Below are 18,957 nucleotides of genomic sequence, written 5' to 3'. Positions count from 1 at the left end.
CGGGAGAAAGGATCACCCGGCGATGGCCGAGATCAAGGTGGCGACCGACGCGACATTCGAGGACCTCGTCCTCAACAACGACAAACCGACGGTCGTCGACTTCTGGGCCACCTGGTGCGGTCCGTGCAAGATGGTCGCCCCGGAGATGGAGAAGCTCGCCGCCAAGTACGACGGCGCGGTGGACGTCGTCAAGGTGGACGTCGACGCCAATCCCGGCCTGTCGCGGAAGTTCAACATCATGAGCATCCCGACGATCGCGTTCTTCAAGCCGGGCGCCCAGCCGATGGGCGTCGTCGGCTTCCGACCGCTCGAGCAGCTCGAGGTCCAGTTTGGCCTCACGGAGCTCGCGACGCCCAAGGCCAGCGCCTGAGCGGACCGGCCGATCGTCAGATCTCCGTGGCGACCTTGAGCCCCTCGAGGACCGCCTCCTCGACCGTCCGCGGCGCGAGGCAATCGCCGATCGCGCGGACCTCGCCCGGATAGCCCTCGAGGTCCGCGAGCAGGCCGTCGACCGGCTCGTGGCCCACCGCCAGGACGAGCGCGGCGACGTCCTCCACGACGACCGCGTCGTCCGTCAGGACGTGCTGAAAGAAGACCGCCCGCCCGTCGTAGCCGAAGATCCGCACGAGCGGAATGCGCTCGACTCTCGCCCGTTCCGCGGCGGCGAGCATCGCGTCGCGCACGTACGAGGAGATCGGTCCCATCGCCGGGTCAGCCGGCCGCGCGCCGCCAGGCGGCGTCGAACCAGGCGGCCGCCCGGTCGACCGCGTGATCGTCGAGCACGGTCGGGCCGAACGCGACCCATTCGGCACCGAGCGGCGACGCCGTGGTGTCCGGAGTGCGGATCGCCGCCAGTGCGACAGCGGGATCCAGGCGCACGCTCATCGTCCCTCCGACGAGGCTGGCGAAGACCGTCCCGCCGCGGATGAACTCCGTGCCTCCGGCGACATCGCGACGCTCCGCTTCGAGAGCCGCCGCGCGCCCCGCGAGGACGTCACGGAACTCGCTCACGCCGTCGCCGAGGCGGCCGTGAGGATCGCGCCGAGGTCCGCGGCGTGATCGACGTAGTGATCGATTGTCTCGTCGACGAACGACCGCATGTGGCTCGTGTGCTTCACCCAGCGCGTCTCGGGCACGACCGTGAGCGTGCCGCGGAGCTCGCCCGGCGCGGCGAGGAACCGTGCCCGGACCTCGCTCAGCGGCAGCGCCGCCCAGTCCGCCGAGATCCGCGCGTTGACCGCATCGCCCCCGGCGGCCCACTCGGCGTCGAGGCGCTCGAGGCTGGCGCTCGTCTCGCCGACCGCGAGCTCGCGAGCAACGGTGATCGCCTGTTCGAGCCAGGCGGCGAGGTGGGCCATGAGCTCGCGGCCGGACCAGCCGTGCGCGGCGGCCACCGGGCGCTCGAGGGCCGCGTCGGACAGACCGGCGAGCGCCTCGTACGGTCGCCACGCATCGCGTTCTTCCTCGAGGAATTCCATCGCGCTGAGGTACATCATCGGCCAATCGTAGCCGCGGCCCGGGCGCGGCGTCGGTCGCCGCGGCCGCGGCTCACACGGCGACGGGTTCCCGGTACTCGCCGAACACCTCGCGGAGGACGCGGCACTGCTCGCCGAGCGTCGCATGGGCCGTCGCGCAGCGGAGGAAGTGGGGCATGAGGTTCGAGTCCGTGCCGCCCGGACGTCGCGCCGCCTCGCGAAGGCCGGCGAGCGCGGCCGCGACCGCCTCGCCGTCGCGTTCCCGGCGCGTCCGATCCAGCCGTCCGAGATGCGCCCGGAGGGACGACTCCGGGACCTCGAGGAGCGGGATCGCGATCTGCTCGTCGGGGTCGGCATGGACGTTGACGCCCACGATCGAGCGCGCGCCCTCGTCGAGCTCGCGCTGGAACCGATACGCCGCATCGGCGATCTCCCGCTGCGGGTAGCCGTCCGAGATCGCCCGGACCATCCCGCCGCGACGATCGATCTCGTCGAGGTAACGCCAGACCGCCCGCTCTGTCTCGTCCGTCAGGGCCTCGACGAACCAGCTCCCGCCGAGCGGATCGACGGTGCTCGTGACACCCGTCTCCTCAGCGAGGATCTGCTGCTGGCGAAGGGCGAGGAGGGCCGCGTCCGCTGAAGGGACCGCCCACGCCTCGTCGTACGCGTCCGTGTGGAGCGACTGGGTCCCGCCGAGGACCGCCGCGAGGGCCTGCAGGGCGACGCGGGTGAGGTTGTTGAGGGGCTGCTGGGCGGTGAGCGAGACGCCGGCCGTCTGGGTGTGGAAGCGGAGCCACGTCGATCGCTCGTTCTCGGCCCGGTAGCGCTCGGTCATGAGGCGGTACCAGATCCGCCGCGCCGCGCGGAACTTCGCGATCTCCTCGAAGAACTCGCTGTGACTGTTGAAGAAGAAGCTCAGGCGCGGCGCGAAGTCGTCGATCCGCAGACCGCGGGCGATCGCCGCGTCCACGTAGGCGAGACCGTCGGCGATCGTGAACGCGAGCTCCTGGACGGCGGTCGAGCCGGCCTCACGGATGTGGTAGCCGCTGATGCTCACGGTGTTCCAGCGCGGCAGCTCGCGGGTCCCGAACTCGATCGTGTCCGTCACGAGGCGGAGCGACGGATCCGGAGGGAACAGGTACTCCTTCTGGGCGACGAACTCCTTGAGGATGTCGTTCTGGAGCGTCCCCTCGAGCGCGGCGCGAGGCACGCCGCGCCGCTCGGCGGCCGCGATGTACATCGCCCAGATCGGCGCTGCCGGAGCGTTGATGGTCATCGATGTGCTGATCCGGTCCAGGGGCAGGCCGTCGAGGAGGACCTCCATGTCGGCCAGCGAGGAGACGGCGACGCCGCACGTCCCGAACTCTCCATCGGCCTCGGGGTCGTCCGTGTCGTAGCCGTAGAGGGTCGCCATGTCGTAGGCGATCGAGAGCCCGGTCTGGCCCGCGTCGAGGAGTCGGCGGAATCGCGCGTTCGTGTCCTCCGCGGCCCCGAAGCCGGCGAACATCCGCATCGTCCAGAGCCGGCTCCGATAGCCGGTCGGGTGGATCCCGCGGGTGAACGGCGGTTCGCCGGGAAAGCCAATCGAGGACGGCGGGTCGAGGACGTCCGACGATGCCGCCCCGGCGGCCGCGACATCCCACGGGCCGTAGAGCCGCTCGACCTCCACGTCGCTCATCGTCGAGAAGCGCACCCGGCGTTCGGGAGTCCGGGCGAGGGCAGGCTCGAGTCGCTCGGTCTCCCAGCGCGATCGTTCGCTCGCCCGATCGGTCATGCGTCCGATCCTAGCACCGCGTTCGCCCCGGAACGGACGTCAGCCGTGGACCGGGAAGGCGTTGATCGCCGCCGCGATGAGCGTGGCGGGCGCATCGGCCGCGACGATGACGTAGACGGCATCGCCGTTCGCCGAGTCCCATGTGATGACGGTCTGGTTCGAGTCGCCGTTCACGGTGTCGAGCCGGTAGCCCTGTCGGCCGTCGATCGTTGGCCGACTCGGATCGATGTTCCTCGTGTTCGCGGCGGCTCGGGCGCTCGCTTCGTACCATTCGCCGAGCCAGGCCGCGGTGAGCCCCTGGCCGCTGAACACGGCGAGCGTGATCCCCGCATTCGCCGAGAGGTTCCACGTCCCGCCGGCGAAGCGGACCTCGCGGATCCCGTGGTTCGCGAGCGTGCCGAGCTCCTTCGGCGTGCAGTTCCGGCCGGAGTCGAGGGTGTCCGGACCGCGGCCGTCGAGCATCGTCGGGACCTGCGCCTCGAGCCTCGGATAGGCACCCGCGAAGCGGCCGTCCGTCGTGCAGGCCGACGATGGATCAAAGCGCGTGTACGGGGAGCCGCCGCAGGCCGCGGCGAGGAGGCCGAGTGCGCAGACGACGGCGGCAAGGCGGCGGACCGTCGGCGACACGTCGGACAGCGTACCCGGGGTGCGCCCGCGGTGCGCCGACGCATCTGGTACGTCCGTCCCGGGATGGTGCCCGCATGCGCCCGACCATCGCCCGCGCCGCACCGGGACGGAGGAGCCATTCCCCTGACGCCCGGGCGGGCCATACAGTCTGGGCACGCCGGACCGCGACGATACCGGGAACTCCCTGGGGCGTCGGTCACGGGCCGATGGACGGACAGGCGGCCTGCCCAGGAGCACATGGGCGGTCGTGGGCCAGCATCCGGACACCGGCCACGAGCCGAGTAACCACGATCATTCGGCCAGCAGGCCCGGATCGCGGTACGGCTGGACTCATCGTTCGAGCGCCACCCATCGATCGCCTCCCGGCCAACGGGAGGCGATCGAGATTCCGGCCGATCGCGGGTCAGTCGTCCGAACCGAAGATCCTCGACCACTCCCGAACGTGCCGCTCCCGATCGCGCCGCTGGCGGTCCGTCTCCCGCCGGCGACGGACGACCCCGCGGCGATCGAGGTCGTCGCGGATGACCCGCGCGGCGGCGACGAGCCCCGGCTCGCGGGTGATCGTCGAAGCGATCCAGTCGATGTACGACGGTTCGAAGGCCGCGATCTCGCCGAGGGTGTGGCCACGGAACTTGCCGAACGCCACCTCCATCGCGAGGGCCGCATCGAAGTCCGGCGGGTCAGGTGCGACGAACGATCGGGCCCGTGAGCGACGGAGCGGGCCGGTGGGATCGGAGGCACGCGGCGGCTCGCGGTCGATGACGATGGTCCGCGGCGGCGACTGTCCGGGCTCACGGGCGCTCCGATGCGGCCGCACGGTCGTCGGCCGATTCCGCGGCTGGAACGTGTCCGTCGTGTCGACACGGCGGGTGACGGGGCGCGTCGGCCGGGCGCGCGGCGGGCCGGACGGAGGACGCACAGTCGATCCGGCCCATGGTTCGTCCGTGGCGGCTGGACCTCGTCGCGCCGCCTGCGCCGAAACGGGCGTCGGAGCGTCGCGGAGCGCCTCATACGCTGCGTTGATCTGGGCCATCCGTCGTGTCGCTGCGCGGGCGATCGCCGGATCCGCGCCGACCACGTCCGGGTGGTGTTCGCGGGCGAGGCGCCGCCAGGCCGCCTTGATCGTCGTCTGGCTCGCGTCCCGGGCCACCCCGAGAACGTCGCGTGGGTCTCTGTCGGGCATCGTCCGAAGTCTACCGGCCCGCGCTTGACAGGCGACGCCGGGTGACGTCCCCTGTGGACATGAGCTCCATCCGTCGCCCGCTCGCCCGGCTCGGCCTGTTCACCGGGCTCGTGGGTGCCCCGCTCGCGGCGGCCTACCGGTTCGCCCTTATCTACCGCGTCCGGGCCGGCTACCCGCGGCGCCGGCCACCGACCGTCAGCCCGGCCGACCTCGGGCTGCCGTTCGTGGAGCTGTCCGTCCCATCCTCCGCGGCCGCGCTCCCGGGGTGGTTCATCCCCGCCCGCGACGGGGCCCCCGGTCCGGGGGTCGTCATCGTCCACGGCTGGGAGTCGAACCGGTCGCGGACGCTGCCCCACGCCGAGGTGCTCCACGCCGCGGGATTCCATGTCCTTACGTTCGATGTCCGCGGCCATGGCGCAAACCCGCCGGAGCGGCTGCCGATCAGCGTCGGCGAGTTTGCCGCGGACGCCGAGGCGGCGCTCGCTGCGCTCAGCGCCCGAGCGGAGGTGACGGCCGTCGCCGTGCTCGGCCACTCGCTCGGTGGGGTCGGCGCGATCATCGCCGCGGCGCGGGCCGGCGATCGCTGCACCGCCCTCGTGAGCCTCTCCGCACCGGCGGATCCGCGACGCCTCACGCGCCAGACCTTCCGTCTCGCCTCACTCCCGATCCCCGAACCGTTCGCGACGCCGCTCGCCGAGCTGACGACGCGGGTCTACCTGCGACCGCGTGGGCATGCGGTCCGTGCGCTGTCGGCCAGCCGGGCGATCACGCGATACGAGGGCCCGATCCTCCTCGTCCACGGGTCGGCGGACGCCGTTGTCCCCGTCTCGCACCTCGAGCGGCTGGCGCGGGCGGCCCGCGGCGGTGGCGCGCGGCGCGTCGAGACCCTCATCGTCGAGGGCGGGAACCACAGCTGGCTCCACGAGCACGAGTCGTATCGTCGCGCGGTTGCCTCGTTCCTCGCGGACGCCTTCGGGGGACCGCTCTCGCCGACCGAGGCCGCGGACCGGGCCTCGGCGGTGGCGGCGCCCCGCATCGCCGAGGCGGACGAGGCGTTCAGCGCCCTCGCGATCGGGACGGGGGCCGCGCCGACCGGGCCGGCGTCGACATGACCCCGTCCGACGGCGCTCCGACGGTCCGCGGCGCCTGGATCGCCATCGCCACTCGTCATGCGATCCGCCGGTTCACGGATCGACCGCTCGAACCGGTCCACGTGAGCCGCATCCTCGACGCCGGCCGGCGATCGGGAAGCTCGAAGAACCTCCAGCGCTGGGAGTTCATCGTCTGCCGAGACCGAACCCACCTCGGCGAGCTCTCGACCGTGGGACCGTGGGCCGGGCACGTCGCCGGGGCCGCCGTCGCGATCGCCCTGGTGACACCGGATCCGCACGGGCCCGACGCACCGCTCTCGATCCTGTTCGACCTCGGCCAGGCGGCGGCGAACATACAGCTTGCGGCATGGGAGCTCGGGATCGGCAGCTGCCCGGCGACCGTCTACGACCACGACCTCGCCCGTCGGCTCCTCGGCTACCCGACGGACCGACGCTGCGAGTACCTCCTCTCGTTCGGCTACCCGGCGGATCCGTCGGAACTCACCCGGTCGCTCCGGGCGGGTGGCCGCCGCCGGCTCGACGAGCTCGTCCACGAGGAACGCTGGTAGCGGGCGCTACTGCCAGCGGAAGAACCGCGCCGAGATCCCGAAGCAGACGGCGGTCCAGCCGACGAGGACCGCGACACAGACCCACAGCGGCGAGAACGCGGCGCCGTTCACCATCACCTGACGGAGCGCGTCGGACAGATACGTGAGCGGCAGGAATCGGGCGACGAGCTGGAGTGGCCCGGGCATCTGGTCGATGACGAAGAAGGTGCCGGACAGGAACATCAGCGGGAACTGGACGATGCTCGTCATCCCGTTCGCCGCGTCCTCGGACGGCGCGAACGAGGCGATGACGTAGCCGAGCGAGATGAAGGCGAGTGCGCCGAGGATGACGAGGCCGCCGAGGACGGCGAGATTCCCGGCGATCTGGAGGCCGAACACCTGCGAGCCGACGCCGACGATGATGAGCGTCTGGACGATCGCGATGAGGAGGCGCATGAGGACGTTGCTGCCCACGAGCTGCCAGCGGCGGAGCGGCGTCGCGCTGAGCCGTTTGAGGATCTTCTTCTCCCGATCGGCCACCAGCGGGATCGCCGCGAAGACGCCGAGCTGCATGAGCGCCATCCCGAGGATGCTCGGGACGAGGTAGCTGATCCCGTTGAGATCCTGGGTCTGGACGCTCCTCACGACGGGTTCGACGATCGGCGGGCGACCGCCGAGGTTGACCACCCCAAGGACGCCACCGACCACCTGCTCGACGAGCCCGGTCGTCGACGCCTGGCTCGGGTCCGTGTAGACGGTGATCGTCGCCGGAGCTCCGGCCGCAGCCGAGGCGCCGCCACCGGCCGATGCCACCCGAGCACCGTAGCCCCTGGGCACCTCGAGGACGGCGCTCACCTTGCCGCTCCGCATCTGCTCGAGCGCTGCATCGTGCGACTCGACGGTGAGCGCGATCCCCTTGACCGAGGCGAACGCGTCGTGGAGCCCGGCCGAGGCCGCCGATCCGTCGAGATCGACCCAGCCGAGCTTGAGGGTGCTGTTCCCGCCCTGGAAGATGAGGCCGAAGAGGATGACGAAGATGAGCGGGAAGGCGAGGGTCCAGAAGAGCGCCGCCCGATCCCGCAGGAAGCTCCGGATGTTCGCGAGGGTGAGCGTGAGCAGGGCGGTCATCCGGTGGTCAGTCCCGCAGTGCGCGGCCGGTGAGGTCGAGGAAGACGTCCTCGAGCGACGGTCGCCGGATGCCGAGGTTTTCCGGCTCCACGCCGAGCGCGTTCGTCGCCGCGAGCAGCCCGCCGATGGTGCCCGGGACATCCCGCGTGTAGAGCAGCGTGACCCCGTCATCGTTGGCGACCTGGTCGACGCCGGTCAGGGCGGCGAGGTCGGATTCGGCCAGTGTCTCGATCCGGTCGAAACGGATCGTCCGTTCCGACGAACGGCTCTCGACGAGCTCATCGACCGTGCCGAGGGCGATGATCCGGCCGTGATCCATGATCGCGAGGCGGTCGCAGAGGATCTCCGCCTCCTCGAGGTAGTGGGTCGTGAGGAGGATGGTCTTGCCCTCCGCCTTGAGGCCGCGGATGAGGTCCCACAGCGATCGCCGCGCCGCCGGGTCGAGGCCGCTTGTGGGTTCGTCGAGGAAGACGACCTCCGGATCGTTGACGAGGGCGAGCGCGACCGCCAGTCGCTGCCGCTGGCCGCCCGACAGCTGGCGTGTCTGGGCGAGCCGGCGCTCGCCGAGCCCGAGCGAATCGATGAGCCGGTCCGTCGGGATGGTCCGCCGGTAGAAGCTGCGGAACAGGTCGAGCACCTCGACGACGGTGAGCTTCGGGTAGAGCTCGGCGGTCTGGAGCGTCACGCCGATCCGCTGCTTCAGCGCGTCCGGCTGGCGGGCCACGTCGATGCCGAGGACCTCGAGGCTGCCGGAGTCGGGCCGGCGGAGGCCCTCGAGCATCTCGACCGTCGTCGTCTTCCCCGCCCCGTTCGGTCCGAGGAGGCCGAAGACCTCGCCACGGGCGACATGGAACGAGACCCCGTCGACGGCGTGGACGGCGCCGTAGGTCTTGTGGACCTCGACGGCGCGGATGACCGTCGTCGCCTCGATCGCGGTCACAGGCGCTTGCGGAGGTACGCGGCGACGGCTGCGTCATAGCCGAGGGCCTCGTACAGCCGTCGCGCCTCGGGCCGATGGTGCCCGGAGGTGACCTCGATGAACGCCGCGCCGCCGTCTCGCGCGACACGCTCCGCCTCCGCCATCAGGCGGTGAGCGACTCCCCGCCCGCGGACGCCGGCATCGACGACCAGCGCGACCACCCGGGCGAACGGGTCGTCCGTCTCGAACCGGGGCACGAGATGGAGGGCGACGAACCCGAGGAGTTCGTCGCCGCTGGCGGCGACGAAGACGGCAGAGCCGGGTTCGGCGAATCGGGTGAGACGGGCGACGACGTCCGTCGGGCCGACGGGATATCCCTCGTCCGTGAAGAGGGTGGCGATCCGCTCGGCGTCGGCGGGTGTCGCGGGGCGGACCTCGAGGACCCCCGGATCGGTCATTCGCGCTCCCTTCGTCAGGCTGCGATGGTAGCCCGCCCGACGAGGATGAGGTGCGGGCCGGATGGCCGGTCGTCGAGTACCAGGGCGGACGGGCCGAACGGGCCGTCCGCGACCGTCGTCGCACGACCACCGATCCGCCGGATGGACTCGAGCTGCGCAGTGAGATCGACATCGGCCCGCACGTACAGGGCGGCTGGACCTTCGCCGTGACGGGCGAGCGTCGCCGCGATCCGTCCCTCCGTGTCCGGTTCGAGCAGTGCGACCGGGAGAGCCTCCGGCGCGGACGGGCCGACAAGGAGGAGGGCGATCGCCCCGAGATGCGGGTCCCGGGGCCGAGGCTCGAGCGCCGCGCCGCCAGCCGCCCGGTCCGCGTCGACCGTCGCCCAGCCGATCGCGACGATATCGACTGCGCGCAGCCCATCCGGCTCGGGACCCGACGGGTCGGGCGGATCGACGTCCAACCCGACCCGCCGCAGACGCTCGAGGACGATCGCCACGGCGTCCTGCTGCCAGCCGGCGGTGGCGAGACGAGCGTCGAGGCGCATGCGGCGAATTGTCCCACTCGTCGTGCGTGCGCCGGCCATCGGCCCCTGTGCCGGAACGATCCGCGAAACGTGCTCCCGCGAATGAGCAAGTGCGGGCCGAGGCGGTAGAATGCCGGACGACCCCGCTCGTGCACAGGAGCGCCCGACCCCATGCGTACCCTCGCCAGGCCGATCGGCCTCGGCCTCGCCGCCCGAGGCGACGTCGACGATGTCGTCGCCTGGGCCCGACGCGCCCGCGACGCCGGCCTCGATTCGGTCTGGATCCACGACAGCTACTACGAACGCGATGCGGTGAGCTTCGGCTCGGCGATCGCGGCGGCGATCGGAAACGACGGGGACGGCGGGTTCGTGGAGGGCGAGGCGGGTTTCCGCGTCGCGCTCGGGGCGGTGAACCCGAACACCCGCCATCCCGTCGTCCTTGCCATGACCGGCTCCGCGCTCGATGAGATGCTTCCCGGGCGGATCGTGATGGGCCTCGGGACCGGGCTCCCGCTCCGACTGAAGCAGATGGGCATCCCGTACGAGCCGGACGCCGCGCTTGCCCGCGTCTCGACGACGATCGACGAGCTCCGCGCGCTGTGGGCCGGCGAGCGGCTGCCGTCGGCGACCCCCGGCCTGCCGCCGATCCAGCCGATGTTCCCGCCGACCCACAGGATCCCGATCGTCGTCGCGGCCTACCGCAAGGAGTTCGTCGCGCTCGCGGGGCAGAAGGCGGACGGCTATCTCGCCCGCCCGGCGGAATCGATCCCCAGCCTGCGCGGCATCCTCGAGCGGCTGCGGGCCGCCGCCACGGACGCTGGTCGGGATCCGGCCTCCCTCGAGACCGCCGGCTACCTCCTTTCCCTGGTCGATGCGACCCGTCGGGAGGCGCTCAATCGGGCGAAGCGCGAGCCGTTCGTCATCTACATGATGTCGATCCTCTCGGACGTCTCGCTCGCCCGGGCGGGCTTCGATCGGGAGCTTCGCGACCGCGTCGCCGCGGCATGGCGGGTGGAGGACTACACGACCGCCGGCAACCTCATCCCGGACGAGCTCCTCGACGCGTTCATGCTGTGCGGCACACGCGAGGAGATCGCCGATCGGGCGATGGCCTTCCATCGCGACGCGGGTCTCGGGCTGCCGCTCCTCCAGCCGGTGGTCCAGGAGGAGCGTCAGGTCGAGGAGCTCGTCGCGGCCGCGACCCTCTACGCGGAGCTGCCGGCGGCCGCGACGGAGGAACCCGTGGGCGATGCTCCCGCGGTCGTCGATGGGACCCGCTCGGGCCTTCGAGGCCTCGACGACGACCGGCGCCTCGGTCTCGGCGGCCTCCTCCGCCGGCGAGGCGGCGGGGTCTGGGAGATCCTCCGGCCATTCGCCTACACCGCGTCCGTCATCCCGGTCCTCGCCGGCGGCGCGCTCGCGGCGGTCGATGGCCGGTTCACCATCGGACCGTTCATCGCAGCCCTCGTCGGCGGCGTCCTCCTCCACTCCGGCACGAACGTCGTCAACGAGATCTACGACGTCCGCCGCGGCATTGACTCGATCACCTCGCCGCGGGCGAGTCACGCTCTCGTCAAGGGCCGGATCACCGAGCGCACGGCGTTCGTCGTCGCGGCGGCGGCATTCGCCCTCGCCGTGGCCGTCGGCGTCTACCTCATCACGCTCCGTGGCCCGGCGATCGTCGGGCTCGGGCTGCTCGGGCTCGCCGGCGGGTTCTTCTACACGGCACCGCCGTTCGAGTACAAGTACCGCGCCCTCGGCGTACCGCTCGTCTTTTTCCTCATGGGGCCGCTCATGGTGGAGGGTACGTACTTCGCGGTCTCCGGCGACTGGTCGGTGGAGGCGCTCATCGCCTCGATCCCGGTCGGCCTCCTCGTTGCGGCGATCCTCGACGGCAACGAGTGGCGCGACATCGGTGAGGACACGCGGGCCGGTATCCGGACGCTGTCCGGTGACATCGGCCGCGAGTACGCCCACTACGTCTACGTGGCCCTCGTCCTCGGCGCGTACATGGCGCTCGGCCTCGCGGTCGCGGCGCGACTGCTCCCGCCGGCCACGCTGCTCGCGATCCTCTCGCTCCCGTTCCTCGCCCAGGTCATCCGCTCGGCCGAGCTCGGTGCGACGGGTCAGATGCGGGCGATCGCGATGATCGATCTCCAGACCGCGCGCCTCCACATGGTGTTCGGCGCCCTCCTCGTCGCCGGCATCCTCGTGTCCGGGGTCGGCCGCGGGTGAGGCGGCGATCGGCGACGTCGCGATCGGCGACCTCGCGGCGGGTCGCTGCCGGCGGGGTCGGGCGACCCGACGGGCCGGGCCTGCCGATCCTCGCCGTCGGCCTCGGTGCGGCCGTCGCCGCGTTCAGCGCGACGTTCCGCGGCCCGCGCGAGCGGTTCTGGCAGCGGATGACGCTGACCGGCCTGGCGCTCGGCGGCTTCTCGCTCGTCGCCTCGGCGCCGTCCCGCCGCTTCCGGCTGCGCCTCTGGCACCTCCCGGTCGGCCTCGCGTCCGCCTGGGTCCTCTACCTGACGTTCGGCGTCGGGGACCGCTTCGCCCGCCGCTTCGTGCCGGGCGGCGAGCGCCAGATCCGCGACATCTATGCCCTCCGGACACTGCGCCCACGGGCCGAGATCGCGACCCGCCTCGCGACGATCGTCGGACCGGCTGAGGAGCTCTTCTGGCGGGGCTTCGTCCAGTCGGCGCTCATGCGACGCTACGGGCGCTGGCGCGGCGCCGCTCTCGCCACGGCCGCCTACGGCGGGGTCCACGTGGTGACCGGCAACTTCACGCTCATGGGCGCGGCTGGCGTGGCCGGTGCCCACTGGGCGGTGCTGTACGCCGCGGGCGTCCCCCTCGGCGCGCTCGTTGTGAGCCACTGCAGCTGGGACATCTGGATCTTCCTCATCCAGCCCACCGGCGAGATCGAGGCGGTCGGGCCGGACGCCGGACGGCGGTTCGCAGGTGCAGGGTGGGCACGATGACGCCGATCGCGAGGAGAGGTCACACCGTGCCTGACGACACGCCGCTCGAGCGATTCGAGCGCCTCGCCCGGCAGTTCGCTACTGCGGCCGACGTGACCCCCGGAACAGGCTTCGGCTCGAATCCCGGTCTCCGCGTCGGCGGTCGGATCTTCGCCATGCTCGTCCGCGATCGGCTCGTCGTGAAGCTGCCGAAGGAGCGCGTCGACGAGCTCGTCGACTCCGGCGCGGCGATCCGGTTCGATGCCGGCAAGGCCCGCCCGATGCGCGAATGGGCGATGGCGATCCAGCCCGTCAACGACCTCGACTGGGATCGCCTGGCGACCGAGGCGCACTCGTACGTCGCGGGGCGATAGCCGGACCGGACATGGAGTGGGCCGAGCGGACGGCGCGGCCATGGAACGGTCAGCGTTCCAGCTGACGCACGATCCGGTACGGATGGTGACGAGAGCGTCGTTCCTGTGTCGTTTGGAACGGCCGGCGTTCCGGTCGACGCGCAACAAGGTCAGGAAGAGGCGGCGCGGGTTCACCGTGCGCCGGATGGAACTGCGGGTGTTCCAGCTGGACGGGCGCCGGGGACGCAGCCACGACGCGGGGACGCAGGCACGGGTCAGAGGTCACGACGCGCGGCGACGGGAGCGACTGCCATCACTCGCGGCGGCCGCCGGAATCCCTTCCCTCCCCGTCAGCGCTGGCCAGCGGAGCGGGACGATCGCGAGGAGCATCGCGAAGCCGCCATACCAGAGGATGGGCAGGGCGAGGAGGCAGCCGATCGGGACCGCCCAGCGGCGGCCGGTCCAGGCGGCCCACGCGAGGACGGCGACGGCGAACGGCGCGCGGATGAGGAGCGGGACGTTGAGGGAGGCCCACGTCCCGGGTGCCGAGGTGTTGCCGCGGAGGACGCCGATCCAGTCGGCCCAGGCGCCCGGCAACGCGAGGTAGCTCAGCGCCACGATCGCAGCGGTCACGAGTGCGACCTCGGCGAGGGCCCGCCACTCGCGACGGACGGCGAACCAGAGCAGGCCGACGCCCGGTGTCGCCTTCGTCAGGAGGTTGAAGGCCCAGGCGCCGGGTCGGGCGAACCCGGCGACGACGACCGCCGCCATGAGGATGACGATGTTCGCTCCCCACAGCTCCGGGAAGGCGACGATGACGGCGAGCCCGAGCAGCCGCGGGCCGACGAGCCAGCGGAGAGCGACGAGGAGGATCGCGACCCAGACGGCGACGAAGAGCGGCCATGGCAGGACGCGGAGCGGGGCGAGCGCGAGGAGAAAGGCCGGCGAGTAGAGATACGCCCCCGGGACGCCGGCACTCGCGTTCGCGTACGGATGGGCGAGGTCCGCCTCCCAGTACGCCCGAGCGTCGAGGGCCGGCCCCACGGGCACGTTGCCGAACGGCGGGACGGTCACGTCGAAATGGACCCCGGAGCTGGCGACCATCGCGATCCACAGCACCGAGGCGAGGACGATCCCGAGGCGCTCCGCGTGGCGCTCGATAACGGACATCGGACCTCCGATCGGCGAGCGCCAGCGCGACGGATGATAGTGCAACGCTACGCACACCCCGCTGGTTCTGGAGTGTGATGGACGACGACGACCTGCTCCACGCCCTCGCCCGCGACCTCGACGGCGCCTTCGAGGCGCTCGTTCGGGCGCACGCCGACCGCTGCTACTCGATCGCCCTCCGGTTCCTCGGCGACCCGGCGGACGCGGAGGAGATCGCCCAGGACGCGTTCGTCCGCGCACACCGGGCGCTCGGCTCGTACGGATCGGAGCGGATCGCCGAGCTCCGGCTTCGGGCCTGGCTCGCGACGATCGTCATCAACCTCTGTCGGAGCCGGGTCGCGCGCCACCGGCTCCCGACGACGGTGCTCACCGATGCACCGCACCTCACCGCTGCCGCCGGGCCGTCCGACACACCGCACGAGCGGCTCGCCCGGCGCGAGTCGGCCGCGCACTGGGCCGCCCTCGTCGCCGGTCTGCCCGCCCGCTATCGGGCGGCAGTCGTGCTCCGGCACGTCGACGGCCTGTCCTACGAGGAGATGAGCGAGGTCCTCGGCCGGCCGGAGGGCACGATCCGCGCCCAGGTCCACCGGGGCCTCGCCTTGCTCCGCGCCGCCTTCGAGGCGGCCGAACGAGAGGAGTCGATCGCATGACTTCGACCACGGGCGACCGCTCGACGGCTTCGATCGAGGAGGCCCTGCGCGGCCTCGCAGTCGCGGCACCGCCGACGCTCGTCGGCGACACCCTCGTCATCCTCGGCCTCGCCGACGACTACGCGCCGATCGAGACCGCGATCGGGCCGATGTGGGTCGCCTGGAATGGCCGTGGCGTCTCGACGATCTCCGGCACCGGCGAGGCGTCCGCCTTCGAGGCCGAGTTCCGGGCGGCACTCCATCGGCCGATCCGCCGGGTCGCGACGCTCCCCACCCGGCTCGCCCGCGTGATCGAGCGGCGCCTCGCCGGTGATCGCCGGGCTCACGTGCCGGTCGATCTCCGCGGGCGGACGGCCTTCGAGCGGGCCGTCCTCGACAAGACCTCCGAGATCCCCCGCGGTGAGGTCCGGCCGTACGGCTGGATCGCCGCGGAGATCGGCCATCCGGCGGCGGTCCGGGCGGTGGGAACGGCGCTGGCGAAGAATCCGATCCCGCTCGTCATCCCGTGCCACCGGGTGGTCCGGACGGACGGACACATCGGCCGGTATTCGCTCGGCGGGCCCGAGAACAAGCACTCGCTCCTCACCTGGGAGGGTGCCGATCCGGACCGCCTCGAGGCGCTCGCGGTCAGCGGCATCCGCTTCGTCGGGTCCAACACGACCCGGGTCGTCTGCCACCCGACGTGCCGCCACGCGCGGCGGATCGTGGACGCGCACCGCGTTCCGTTCCGGTCGCTCGGTGACGCCGAGGCACGCGGCTATCGCCCCTGCCGATCGTGCCGACCGGTCCGCATGGCGGCCTGACCTCAGTTCGGGGCATGAGGGCAGACGGTCAGTCGGCGGGTGGCGACCCTTCCCGCCCGTCGAACGGAGCCTCGCGGAGCGAGCGACGAGCGCAGGCGGGTCAGAGCCGCTACAGTACGCCCATCTTGGACCAGTCGACTATGACAAGCGGCGTTGCGACGACGCCTGGCACCGCGGCACCCGAAGCCACGCCCGCGGGTCCCGGAGCCATCGCGCCCGCGATGTCGGCGACACCACTCGCCCTGTGGGCCGGTCTCGCGACGCTGTATGTCGTCTGGGGCTCGACGTACATCGGGATCAAGATCGCCGTCGAGACGATGCCGCCGTTCCTCATGGCGTCGGGGCGCTTCTTCCTCGCCGGACTCCTCCTGCTCGGCTATTCCGTCATCCGCGAAGGACGCCCGGCCCTCGCGGTCACGCGGCGAGAGGTCCGCGATTCGTTCATCGTGGGCGCCCTCCTCCTCGGGGGCGGCATGGGCATGGTCGCCCTCGGCGAGCGGACGGTGCCGTCGGGGATCACCGCCCTGCTCATCGCGCTCATGCCGGTCTGGGTCGCGGTCCTCGGCCGGATCGTGTTCGGCGAACGCCTGCCGCGGATTGTGGTCGTCGGGATCGCCCTCGGCGTGGTCGGCGTGGCGATCCTCGTCGCCCCGGCAGGCGGAACCCTTGCCCTCGACCCCGGCGGACTCCTCGCGGTCCTCATCTCGCCGATCTGCTGGGCATCGGGCTCGCTCTACTCGTCGCATCGAGCGCGGCTGCCGCGCCTGCCGCTCGTCGCGACGGCGATCCAGATGCTGTGCGGCGGTGTGGTCCTCGCGGTCATGGCGCTCATCACCGACGAGGCTCGTGGCTTCTCGCTCGCCGCGGTCACGCCGGCTTCGTGGGCTGCGCTCGCCTATCTCGTGACGATCGGCAGCGGCATCGGCTACACGACGTACGTCTGGCTCCTCCGGGTGGCACCGCTCCCCAAGGTCGCGACGTACGCCTACGTCAACCCGATCGTCGCCTTCGTCCTCAGTGCGATCTTCCTCGGTGAGGCGCTGTCCGGGCGGACGGTGGTCGCGGCGGTGGTCATCGTCGGTGCGGTCGCCCTCATCGTCACGGCCCGAAGCCGGACCGCCCCGCCAGCCCGCGTTGCCCGACCCGCGACGCCCGCCGTCGTCGACGAGGCCGGCGAGGTCGTCTGATCACGCCTCGGCGACGACCGTCCGCGACACCCGGCGGGCGAGAAGCATCGCCGTCAGCATCGGATTGACGCCGATGGCGGTCGGGAAGAGCGACGTGTCTGCGACGTAGAGTCCATCCACGAGACGGCCGCGCGCGTCGGCGCGGACCCGGCCTCGCTCATCGCAGACGTGGTCCCGCCGCGACGTTCCCATCCGGGCCGTGCCCATCTGATGGGCCGAGAAGACGAGGCCGCGGTTCGGTCCGAAGTCGAATCGGGCGAGCCGATCGAGGTACGCCGCGAATACCCGGTCCTCGGTGTCCCGGGACCAAGCCGCCGGCGTGCCGAGTGCGACGAGCTCGCGGGCCCCGGCTGCCCGGCCGAGCCGGGCGAGGGCGACGAGGCCCCGCCGGAGCGTGTCGATCTCCGTCGGGCCGACGCGATAGTCGATTCGCACCTGACCGCTCGCGGTCAGTCCCACCTGCCCCGAACCGAGGTCGCGGCAGATGGCGATGAGCGGTGCGACGTTCCGAACCCGTCCCATGAGCCGGCCGAACGCCTGCCCCGACTCCCAGGGGAACGCGAGCGCGATGAGCCCGGGATGCCCGGGCGCCGACTCGATCACGAATCCCGATCCATCCGTCGAACGCGACTCGAGAAACTCGAGCGAGCGTGCCGCCTGCATGGTTCCGGACCACATCTCGACCGGCGCGTCGAAGAAGGCGCCGACGACGGCGACCGGATGGAGCCGGAGGAACCGCCCGACGGCGGGATGGCCGACCCCGCTCCGGGCGAGGACCGCGGGCGTCCGGAGCGCTCCCGCGGCAACGACCACCTGGCGGGCGTGGACGGCGAGCCGACGTCCGCCGACGAGCGTCCCCTCGACGCCCGTGACGCGGCCGCCGGAGATGAGGACTCGCCCCACCGTCGCATCGGCGACGATCCTCGCCCCGGCCCGCCATGCCGCCGCGAGGTGGACACGAAGGCCGCTCTGCTTCGCGCCGCGCCGGCAGCCGAACGGGCATGACCCACAGTCGCCGCAGCCGCTGCCGTTGCGGCGGGTTTCCGCCGCCTCCCAGCCGAGCGCGGCCGCTCCCCGGAGGATCGCCGCGTCCTTCGGCGGGACGTTCGGCGGTCCCTGCAGCCGGAGCTCCGCCTCGAGGGCCGCAAGGTCGGCCCCGAACTCAGCCCCGTCGAGCCCATCGAGCCCGTGGTCGCGGACCCACTCGGTGCGGACCGCGGGCTGGAGGGGGATGGAGGTCATCCAGTTGATCGTCGTGCCGCCACCGACGCCGGAACCGGCGAGGACCGACACCGCGCCGTCTGCCGTCGCCGTCAGGCCGTGATCGAGGTACAGTCGGTCGTACGCGGCGAGCTCATCAGTCGGCATCTCCGGCTCTGGCACGAACTGGCCCGCCTCGAGGACGACGACAGAACGGCCGGCCCGGGCGAGCTCGGCCGCGGCGACCCCGCCGCCCGCTCCGGACCCGACGATGACGACATCCGCATCGAGGAAATCGACCGCGGAGGTGTCGAGCGGGACGATCGGCGTCGGATCAGGCGTGACCGGCTCGAGCGGCGGCCGATAACCGACCTCCGCCCACCGGGGATTCGGCGCTCCGATCCCCGGATCCGCGTAGGCGAGGAAACACGACAGCTTCTTGAGGGCCTGAAACGCGGCTCGCTGGAGCGGGACCGGGGACGTCGCCCAGCGCAAAAGGTATCGCTCTCGCCCGCGTCGATCGAGGCGGTCGAACGGCGTCGGCCGGCCCACCACGGCCAGGCTCACGGCCGAGGACCGCATGAGCCGGAGGACGAGCCGGAGCTGGTTCGCCTGCCCCGGGTCGAGCCGGTCGATCGCGGCGGTGGCGAGTTCGGCCCGGCGCTCGGCGTCGCCGGGCGCCGTGGCGATGGCGAACGTGTCCGCGATCGCGGCGAGGATCGCGAGCTCCATCCCGGACCATGAGACAGGGCGCGACGGATCCGGCGGCGGAGGCGGCGTCACCGGCCGATTGTATGGGCGGCGGGCCGGCCGAACCGGGCGCCGGGGGCAACCTGGCGGGTGGAGGCCCGGCTCGTGCCGGACGCGCCCGTATACTCGGCCGATCCCCTCCCCTCCTCCGCACGATCAC

General features: G+C 72.1%; 21 protein-coding genes. 9 read left to right on the top strand and 12 right to left on the bottom strand.

The genetic code is table 11. The features are described from left to right. Positions 1-22 precede the first annotated feature (22 nt). On the top strand, positions 23-370 hold the full coding sequence (gene trxA, locus IVW53_00450; protein MBF6604041.1) for a thioredoxin: 348 nt from the start codon (positions 23-25) through the stop codon (positions 368-370). Positions 371-386: 16 nt separating this feature from the next. Here trxA and IVW53_00445 read toward each other — a convergent pair whose 3' ends face one another. The 6 genes from IVW53_00445 to IVW53_00420 all read right to left on the bottom strand — a co-directional run bounded on the left by IVW53_00445 (position 387) and on the right by IVW53_00420 (position 5,059). Further along, complete coding sequence (locus IVW53_00445) at positions 387-704, bottom strand: hypothetical protein (GenBank protein MBF6604040.1); 318 nt, start codon at positions 702-704, stop codon at positions 387-389. 7 nt (positions 705-711) lie between these two features. Beyond that, positions 712-1,011, bottom strand: coding sequence for a hypothetical protein (locus tag IVW53_00440; protein ID MBF6604039.1), 300 nt, complete (start codon positions 1,009-1,011; stop codon positions 712-714). After that, positions 1,008-1,496: a maleylpyruvate isomerase N-terminal domain-containing protein gene (locus IVW53_00435; protein MBF6604038.1), complete on the bottom strand. Its 489-nt coding sequence runs from the start codon at positions 1,494-1,496 to the stop codon at positions 1,008-1,010. The genes IVW53_00440 and IVW53_00435 overlap by 4 nt, the downstream gene beginning before the upstream one ends. 52 nt (positions 1,497-1,548) lie before the next feature. Then, on the bottom strand, positions 1,549-3,249 hold the full coding sequence (locus tag IVW53_00430; protein ID MBF6604037.1) for a methylmalonyl-CoA mutase: 1,701 nt from the start codon (positions 3,247-3,249) through the stop codon (positions 1,549-1,551). Between the two features lie 39 nt (positions 3,250-3,288). Then, positions 3,289-3,876 (bottom strand): hypothetical protein, encoded by a 588-nt coding sequence (locus IVW53_00425; protein MBF6604036.1) that lies wholly within the window; start codon positions 3,874-3,876, stop codon positions 3,289-3,291. 403 nt (positions 3,877-4,279) lie between these two features. Beyond that, the gene (locus IVW53_00420; protein MBF6604035.1) at positions 4,280-5,059 is read right to left on the bottom strand and encodes a J domain-containing protein; all 780 of its coding nucleotides are present in this window, start codon (positions 5,057-5,059) and stop codon (positions 4,280-4,282) included. A gap of 41 nt (positions 5,060-5,100) precedes the next feature. On the opposite strand from IVW53_00420, the gene IVW53_00415 reads away from it, so the two are divergent. Beyond that, a complete protein-coding gene (locus IVW53_00415; GenBank protein MBF6604034.1) occupies positions 5,101-6,171 on the top strand; it encodes an alpha/beta fold hydrolase in 1,071 nt (356 codons plus the stop codon). Continuing rightward, on the top strand, positions 6,168-6,719 hold the full coding sequence (locus IVW53_00410; protein ID MBF6604033.1) for a nitroreductase family protein: 552 nt from the start codon (positions 6,168-6,170) through the stop codon (positions 6,717-6,719). The genes IVW53_00415 and IVW53_00410 overlap by 4 nt, the downstream gene beginning before the upstream one ends. A gap of 6 nt (positions 6,720-6,725) precedes the next feature. Here the strand turns inward: IVW53_00410 and IVW53_00405 are convergent, their stop codons facing one another. The 4 genes from IVW53_00405 to IVW53_00390 are packed head-to-tail and all read right to left on the bottom strand — an operon-like array spanning position 6,726 to position 9,748. Continuing rightward, positions 6,726-7,826, bottom strand: coding sequence for an ABC transporter permease (locus IVW53_00405; GenBank protein MBF6604032.1), 1,101 nt, complete (start codon positions 7,824-7,826; stop codon positions 6,726-6,728). A 7-nt stretch (positions 7,827-7,833) separates the two neighbouring features. After that, positions 7,834-8,757, bottom strand: a complete 924-nt coding sequence (locus IVW53_00400) for an ABC transporter ATP-binding protein (GenBank protein MBF6604031.1) — start codon at positions 8,755-8,757, stop codon at positions 7,834-7,836. Between the two features lie 5 nt (positions 8,758-8,762). Beyond that, positions 8,763-9,203: a GNAT family N-acetyltransferase gene (locus IVW53_00395; GenBank protein MBF6604030.1), complete on the bottom strand. Its 441-nt coding sequence runs from the start codon at positions 9,201-9,203 to the stop codon at positions 8,763-8,765. Positions 9,204-9,217: 14 nt separating this feature from the next. Next, positions 9,218-9,748: a hypothetical protein gene (locus IVW53_00390; protein ID MBF6604029.1), complete on the bottom strand. Its 531-nt coding sequence runs from the start codon at positions 9,746-9,748 to the stop codon at positions 9,218-9,220. A gap of 150 nt (positions 9,749-9,898) precedes the next feature. Between IVW53_00390 and IVW53_00385 the strand changes: the two genes are divergently transcribed. The 3 genes from IVW53_00385 (at position 9,899) to IVW53_00375 (ending at position 13,058) form a co-directional block, all read left to right on the top strand. After that, positions 9,899-11,962 (top strand): LLM class flavin-dependent oxidoreductase, encoded by a 2,064-nt coding sequence (locus IVW53_00385; protein MBF6604028.1) that lies wholly within the window; start codon positions 9,899-9,901, stop codon positions 11,960-11,962. Continuing rightward, the gene (locus IVW53_00380) at positions 11,959-12,705 is read left to right on the top strand and encodes a CPBP family intramembrane metalloprotease (GenBank protein MBF6604027.1); all 747 of its coding nucleotides are present in this window, start codon (positions 11,959-11,961) and stop codon (positions 12,703-12,705) included. Before IVW53_00385 ends, IVW53_00380 begins: the two co-directional genes overlap by 4 nt. Before the next feature lie 92 nt (positions 12,706-12,797). Further along, positions 12,798-13,058, top strand: coding sequence for an MmcQ/YjbR family DNA-binding protein (locus IVW53_00375; GenBank protein MBF6604026.1), 261 nt, complete (start codon positions 12,798-12,800; stop codon positions 13,056-13,058). Positions 13,059-13,319: 261 nt separating this feature from the next. Here IVW53_00375 and IVW53_00370 read toward each other — a convergent pair whose 3' ends face one another. Continuing rightward, positions 13,320-14,207 (bottom strand): DUF2029 domain-containing protein, encoded by an 888-nt coding sequence (locus IVW53_00370; GenBank protein MBF6604025.1) that lies wholly within the window; start codon positions 14,205-14,207, stop codon positions 13,320-13,322. A 77-nt stretch (positions 14,208-14,284) separates the two neighbouring features. Between IVW53_00370 and IVW53_00365 the strand changes: the two genes are divergently transcribed. The 3 genes from IVW53_00365 to IVW53_00355 all read left to right on the top strand — a co-directional run bounded on the left by IVW53_00365 (position 14,285) and on the right by IVW53_00355 (position 16,847). Next, complete coding sequence (locus IVW53_00365) at positions 14,285-14,857, top strand: sigma-70 family RNA polymerase sigma factor (protein ID MBF6604024.1); 573 nt, start codon at positions 14,285-14,287, stop codon at positions 14,855-14,857. Continuing rightward, on the top strand, positions 14,854-15,660 hold the full coding sequence (locus IVW53_00360) for a methylated-DNA--[protein]-cysteine S-methyltransferase (protein MBF6604023.1): 807 nt from the start codon (positions 14,854-14,856) through the stop codon (positions 15,658-15,660). Before IVW53_00365 ends, IVW53_00360 begins: the two co-directional genes overlap by 4 nt. A 221-nt stretch (positions 15,661-15,881) precedes the next feature. Beyond that, on the top strand, positions 15,882-16,847 hold the full coding sequence (locus IVW53_00355; GenBank protein MBF6604022.1) for an EamA family transporter: 966 nt from the start codon (positions 15,882-15,884) through the stop codon (positions 16,845-16,847). Here IVW53_00355 and IVW53_00350 read toward each other — a convergent pair whose 3' ends face one another. Continuing rightward, positions 16,848-18,830 (bottom strand): GMC family oxidoreductase, encoded by a 1,983-nt coding sequence (locus IVW53_00350; GenBank protein MBF6604021.1) that lies wholly within the window; start codon positions 18,828-18,830, stop codon positions 16,848-16,850. Between the last annotated feature and the right edge of the window lie 127 nt (positions 18,831-18,957).

Source organism: Chloroflexota bacterium (assembly GCA_015478725.1).
GTDB lineage: Bacteria > Chloroflexota > Limnocylindria > Limnocylindrales > CSP1-4 > C-114.
The sequence above is the reverse complement of the archived record's forward strand: the minus strand, read 5'-3'. Positions and strand labels throughout refer to the sequence as shown.

Excerpts from the sequence above, each read along its gene's own strand:
- trxA (MBF6604041.1), top strand. The coding sequence starts at position 23 with ATGGCCGAGATCAAGGTGGCGACCGACGCGACATTCGAGGACCTCGTC.
- IVW53_00445 (MBF6604040.1), bottom strand. The coding sequence starts at position 704 with ATGGGACCGATCTCCTCGTACGTGCGCGACGCGATGCTCGCCGCCGCG.
- IVW53_00435 (MBF6604038.1), bottom strand. The coding sequence starts at position 1,496 with ATGATGTACCTCAGCGCGATGGAATTCCTCGAGGAAGAACGCGATGCG.
- IVW53_00430 (MBF6604037.1), bottom strand. The coding sequence starts at position 3,249 with ATGACCGATCGGGCGAGCGAACGATCGCGCTGGGAGACCGAGCGACTC.
- IVW53_00420 (MBF6604035.1), bottom strand. The coding sequence starts at position 5,059 with ATGCCCGACAGAGACCCACGCGACGTTCTCGGGGTGGCCCGGGACGCG.
- IVW53_00410 (MBF6604033.1), top strand. The coding sequence starts at position 6,168 with ATGACCCCGTCCGACGGCGCTCCGACGGTCCGCGGCGCCTGGATCGCC.
- IVW53_00405 (MBF6604032.1), bottom strand. The coding sequence starts at position 7,826 with ATGACCGCCCTGCTCACGCTCACCCTCGCGAACATCCGGAGCTTCCTG.
- IVW53_00395 (MBF6604030.1), bottom strand. The coding sequence starts at position 9,203 with ATGACCGATCCGGGGGTCCTCGAGGTCCGCCCCGCGACACCCGCCGAC.
- IVW53_00390 (MBF6604029.1), bottom strand. The coding sequence starts at position 9,748 with ATGCGCCTCGACGCTCGTCTCGCCACCGCCGGCTGGCAGCAGGACGCC.
- IVW53_00385 (MBF6604028.1), top strand. The coding sequence starts at position 9,899 with ATGCGTACCCTCGCCAGGCCGATCGGCCTCGGCCTCGCCGCCCGAGGC.
- IVW53_00370 (MBF6604025.1), bottom strand. The coding sequence starts at position 14,207 with ATGTCCGTTATCGAGCGCCACGCGGAGCGCCTCGGGATCGTCCTCGCC.
- IVW53_00365 (MBF6604024.1), top strand. The coding sequence starts at position 14,285 with ATGGACGACGACGACCTGCTCCACGCCCTCGCCCGCGACCTCGACGGC.
- IVW53_00360 (MBF6604023.1), top strand. The coding sequence starts at position 14,854 with ATGACTTCGACCACGGGCGACCGCTCGACGGCTTCGATCGAGGAGGCC.
- IVW53_00355 (MBF6604022.1), top strand. The coding sequence starts at position 15,882 with ATGTCGGCGACACCACTCGCCCTGTGGGCCGGTCTCGCGACGCTGTAT.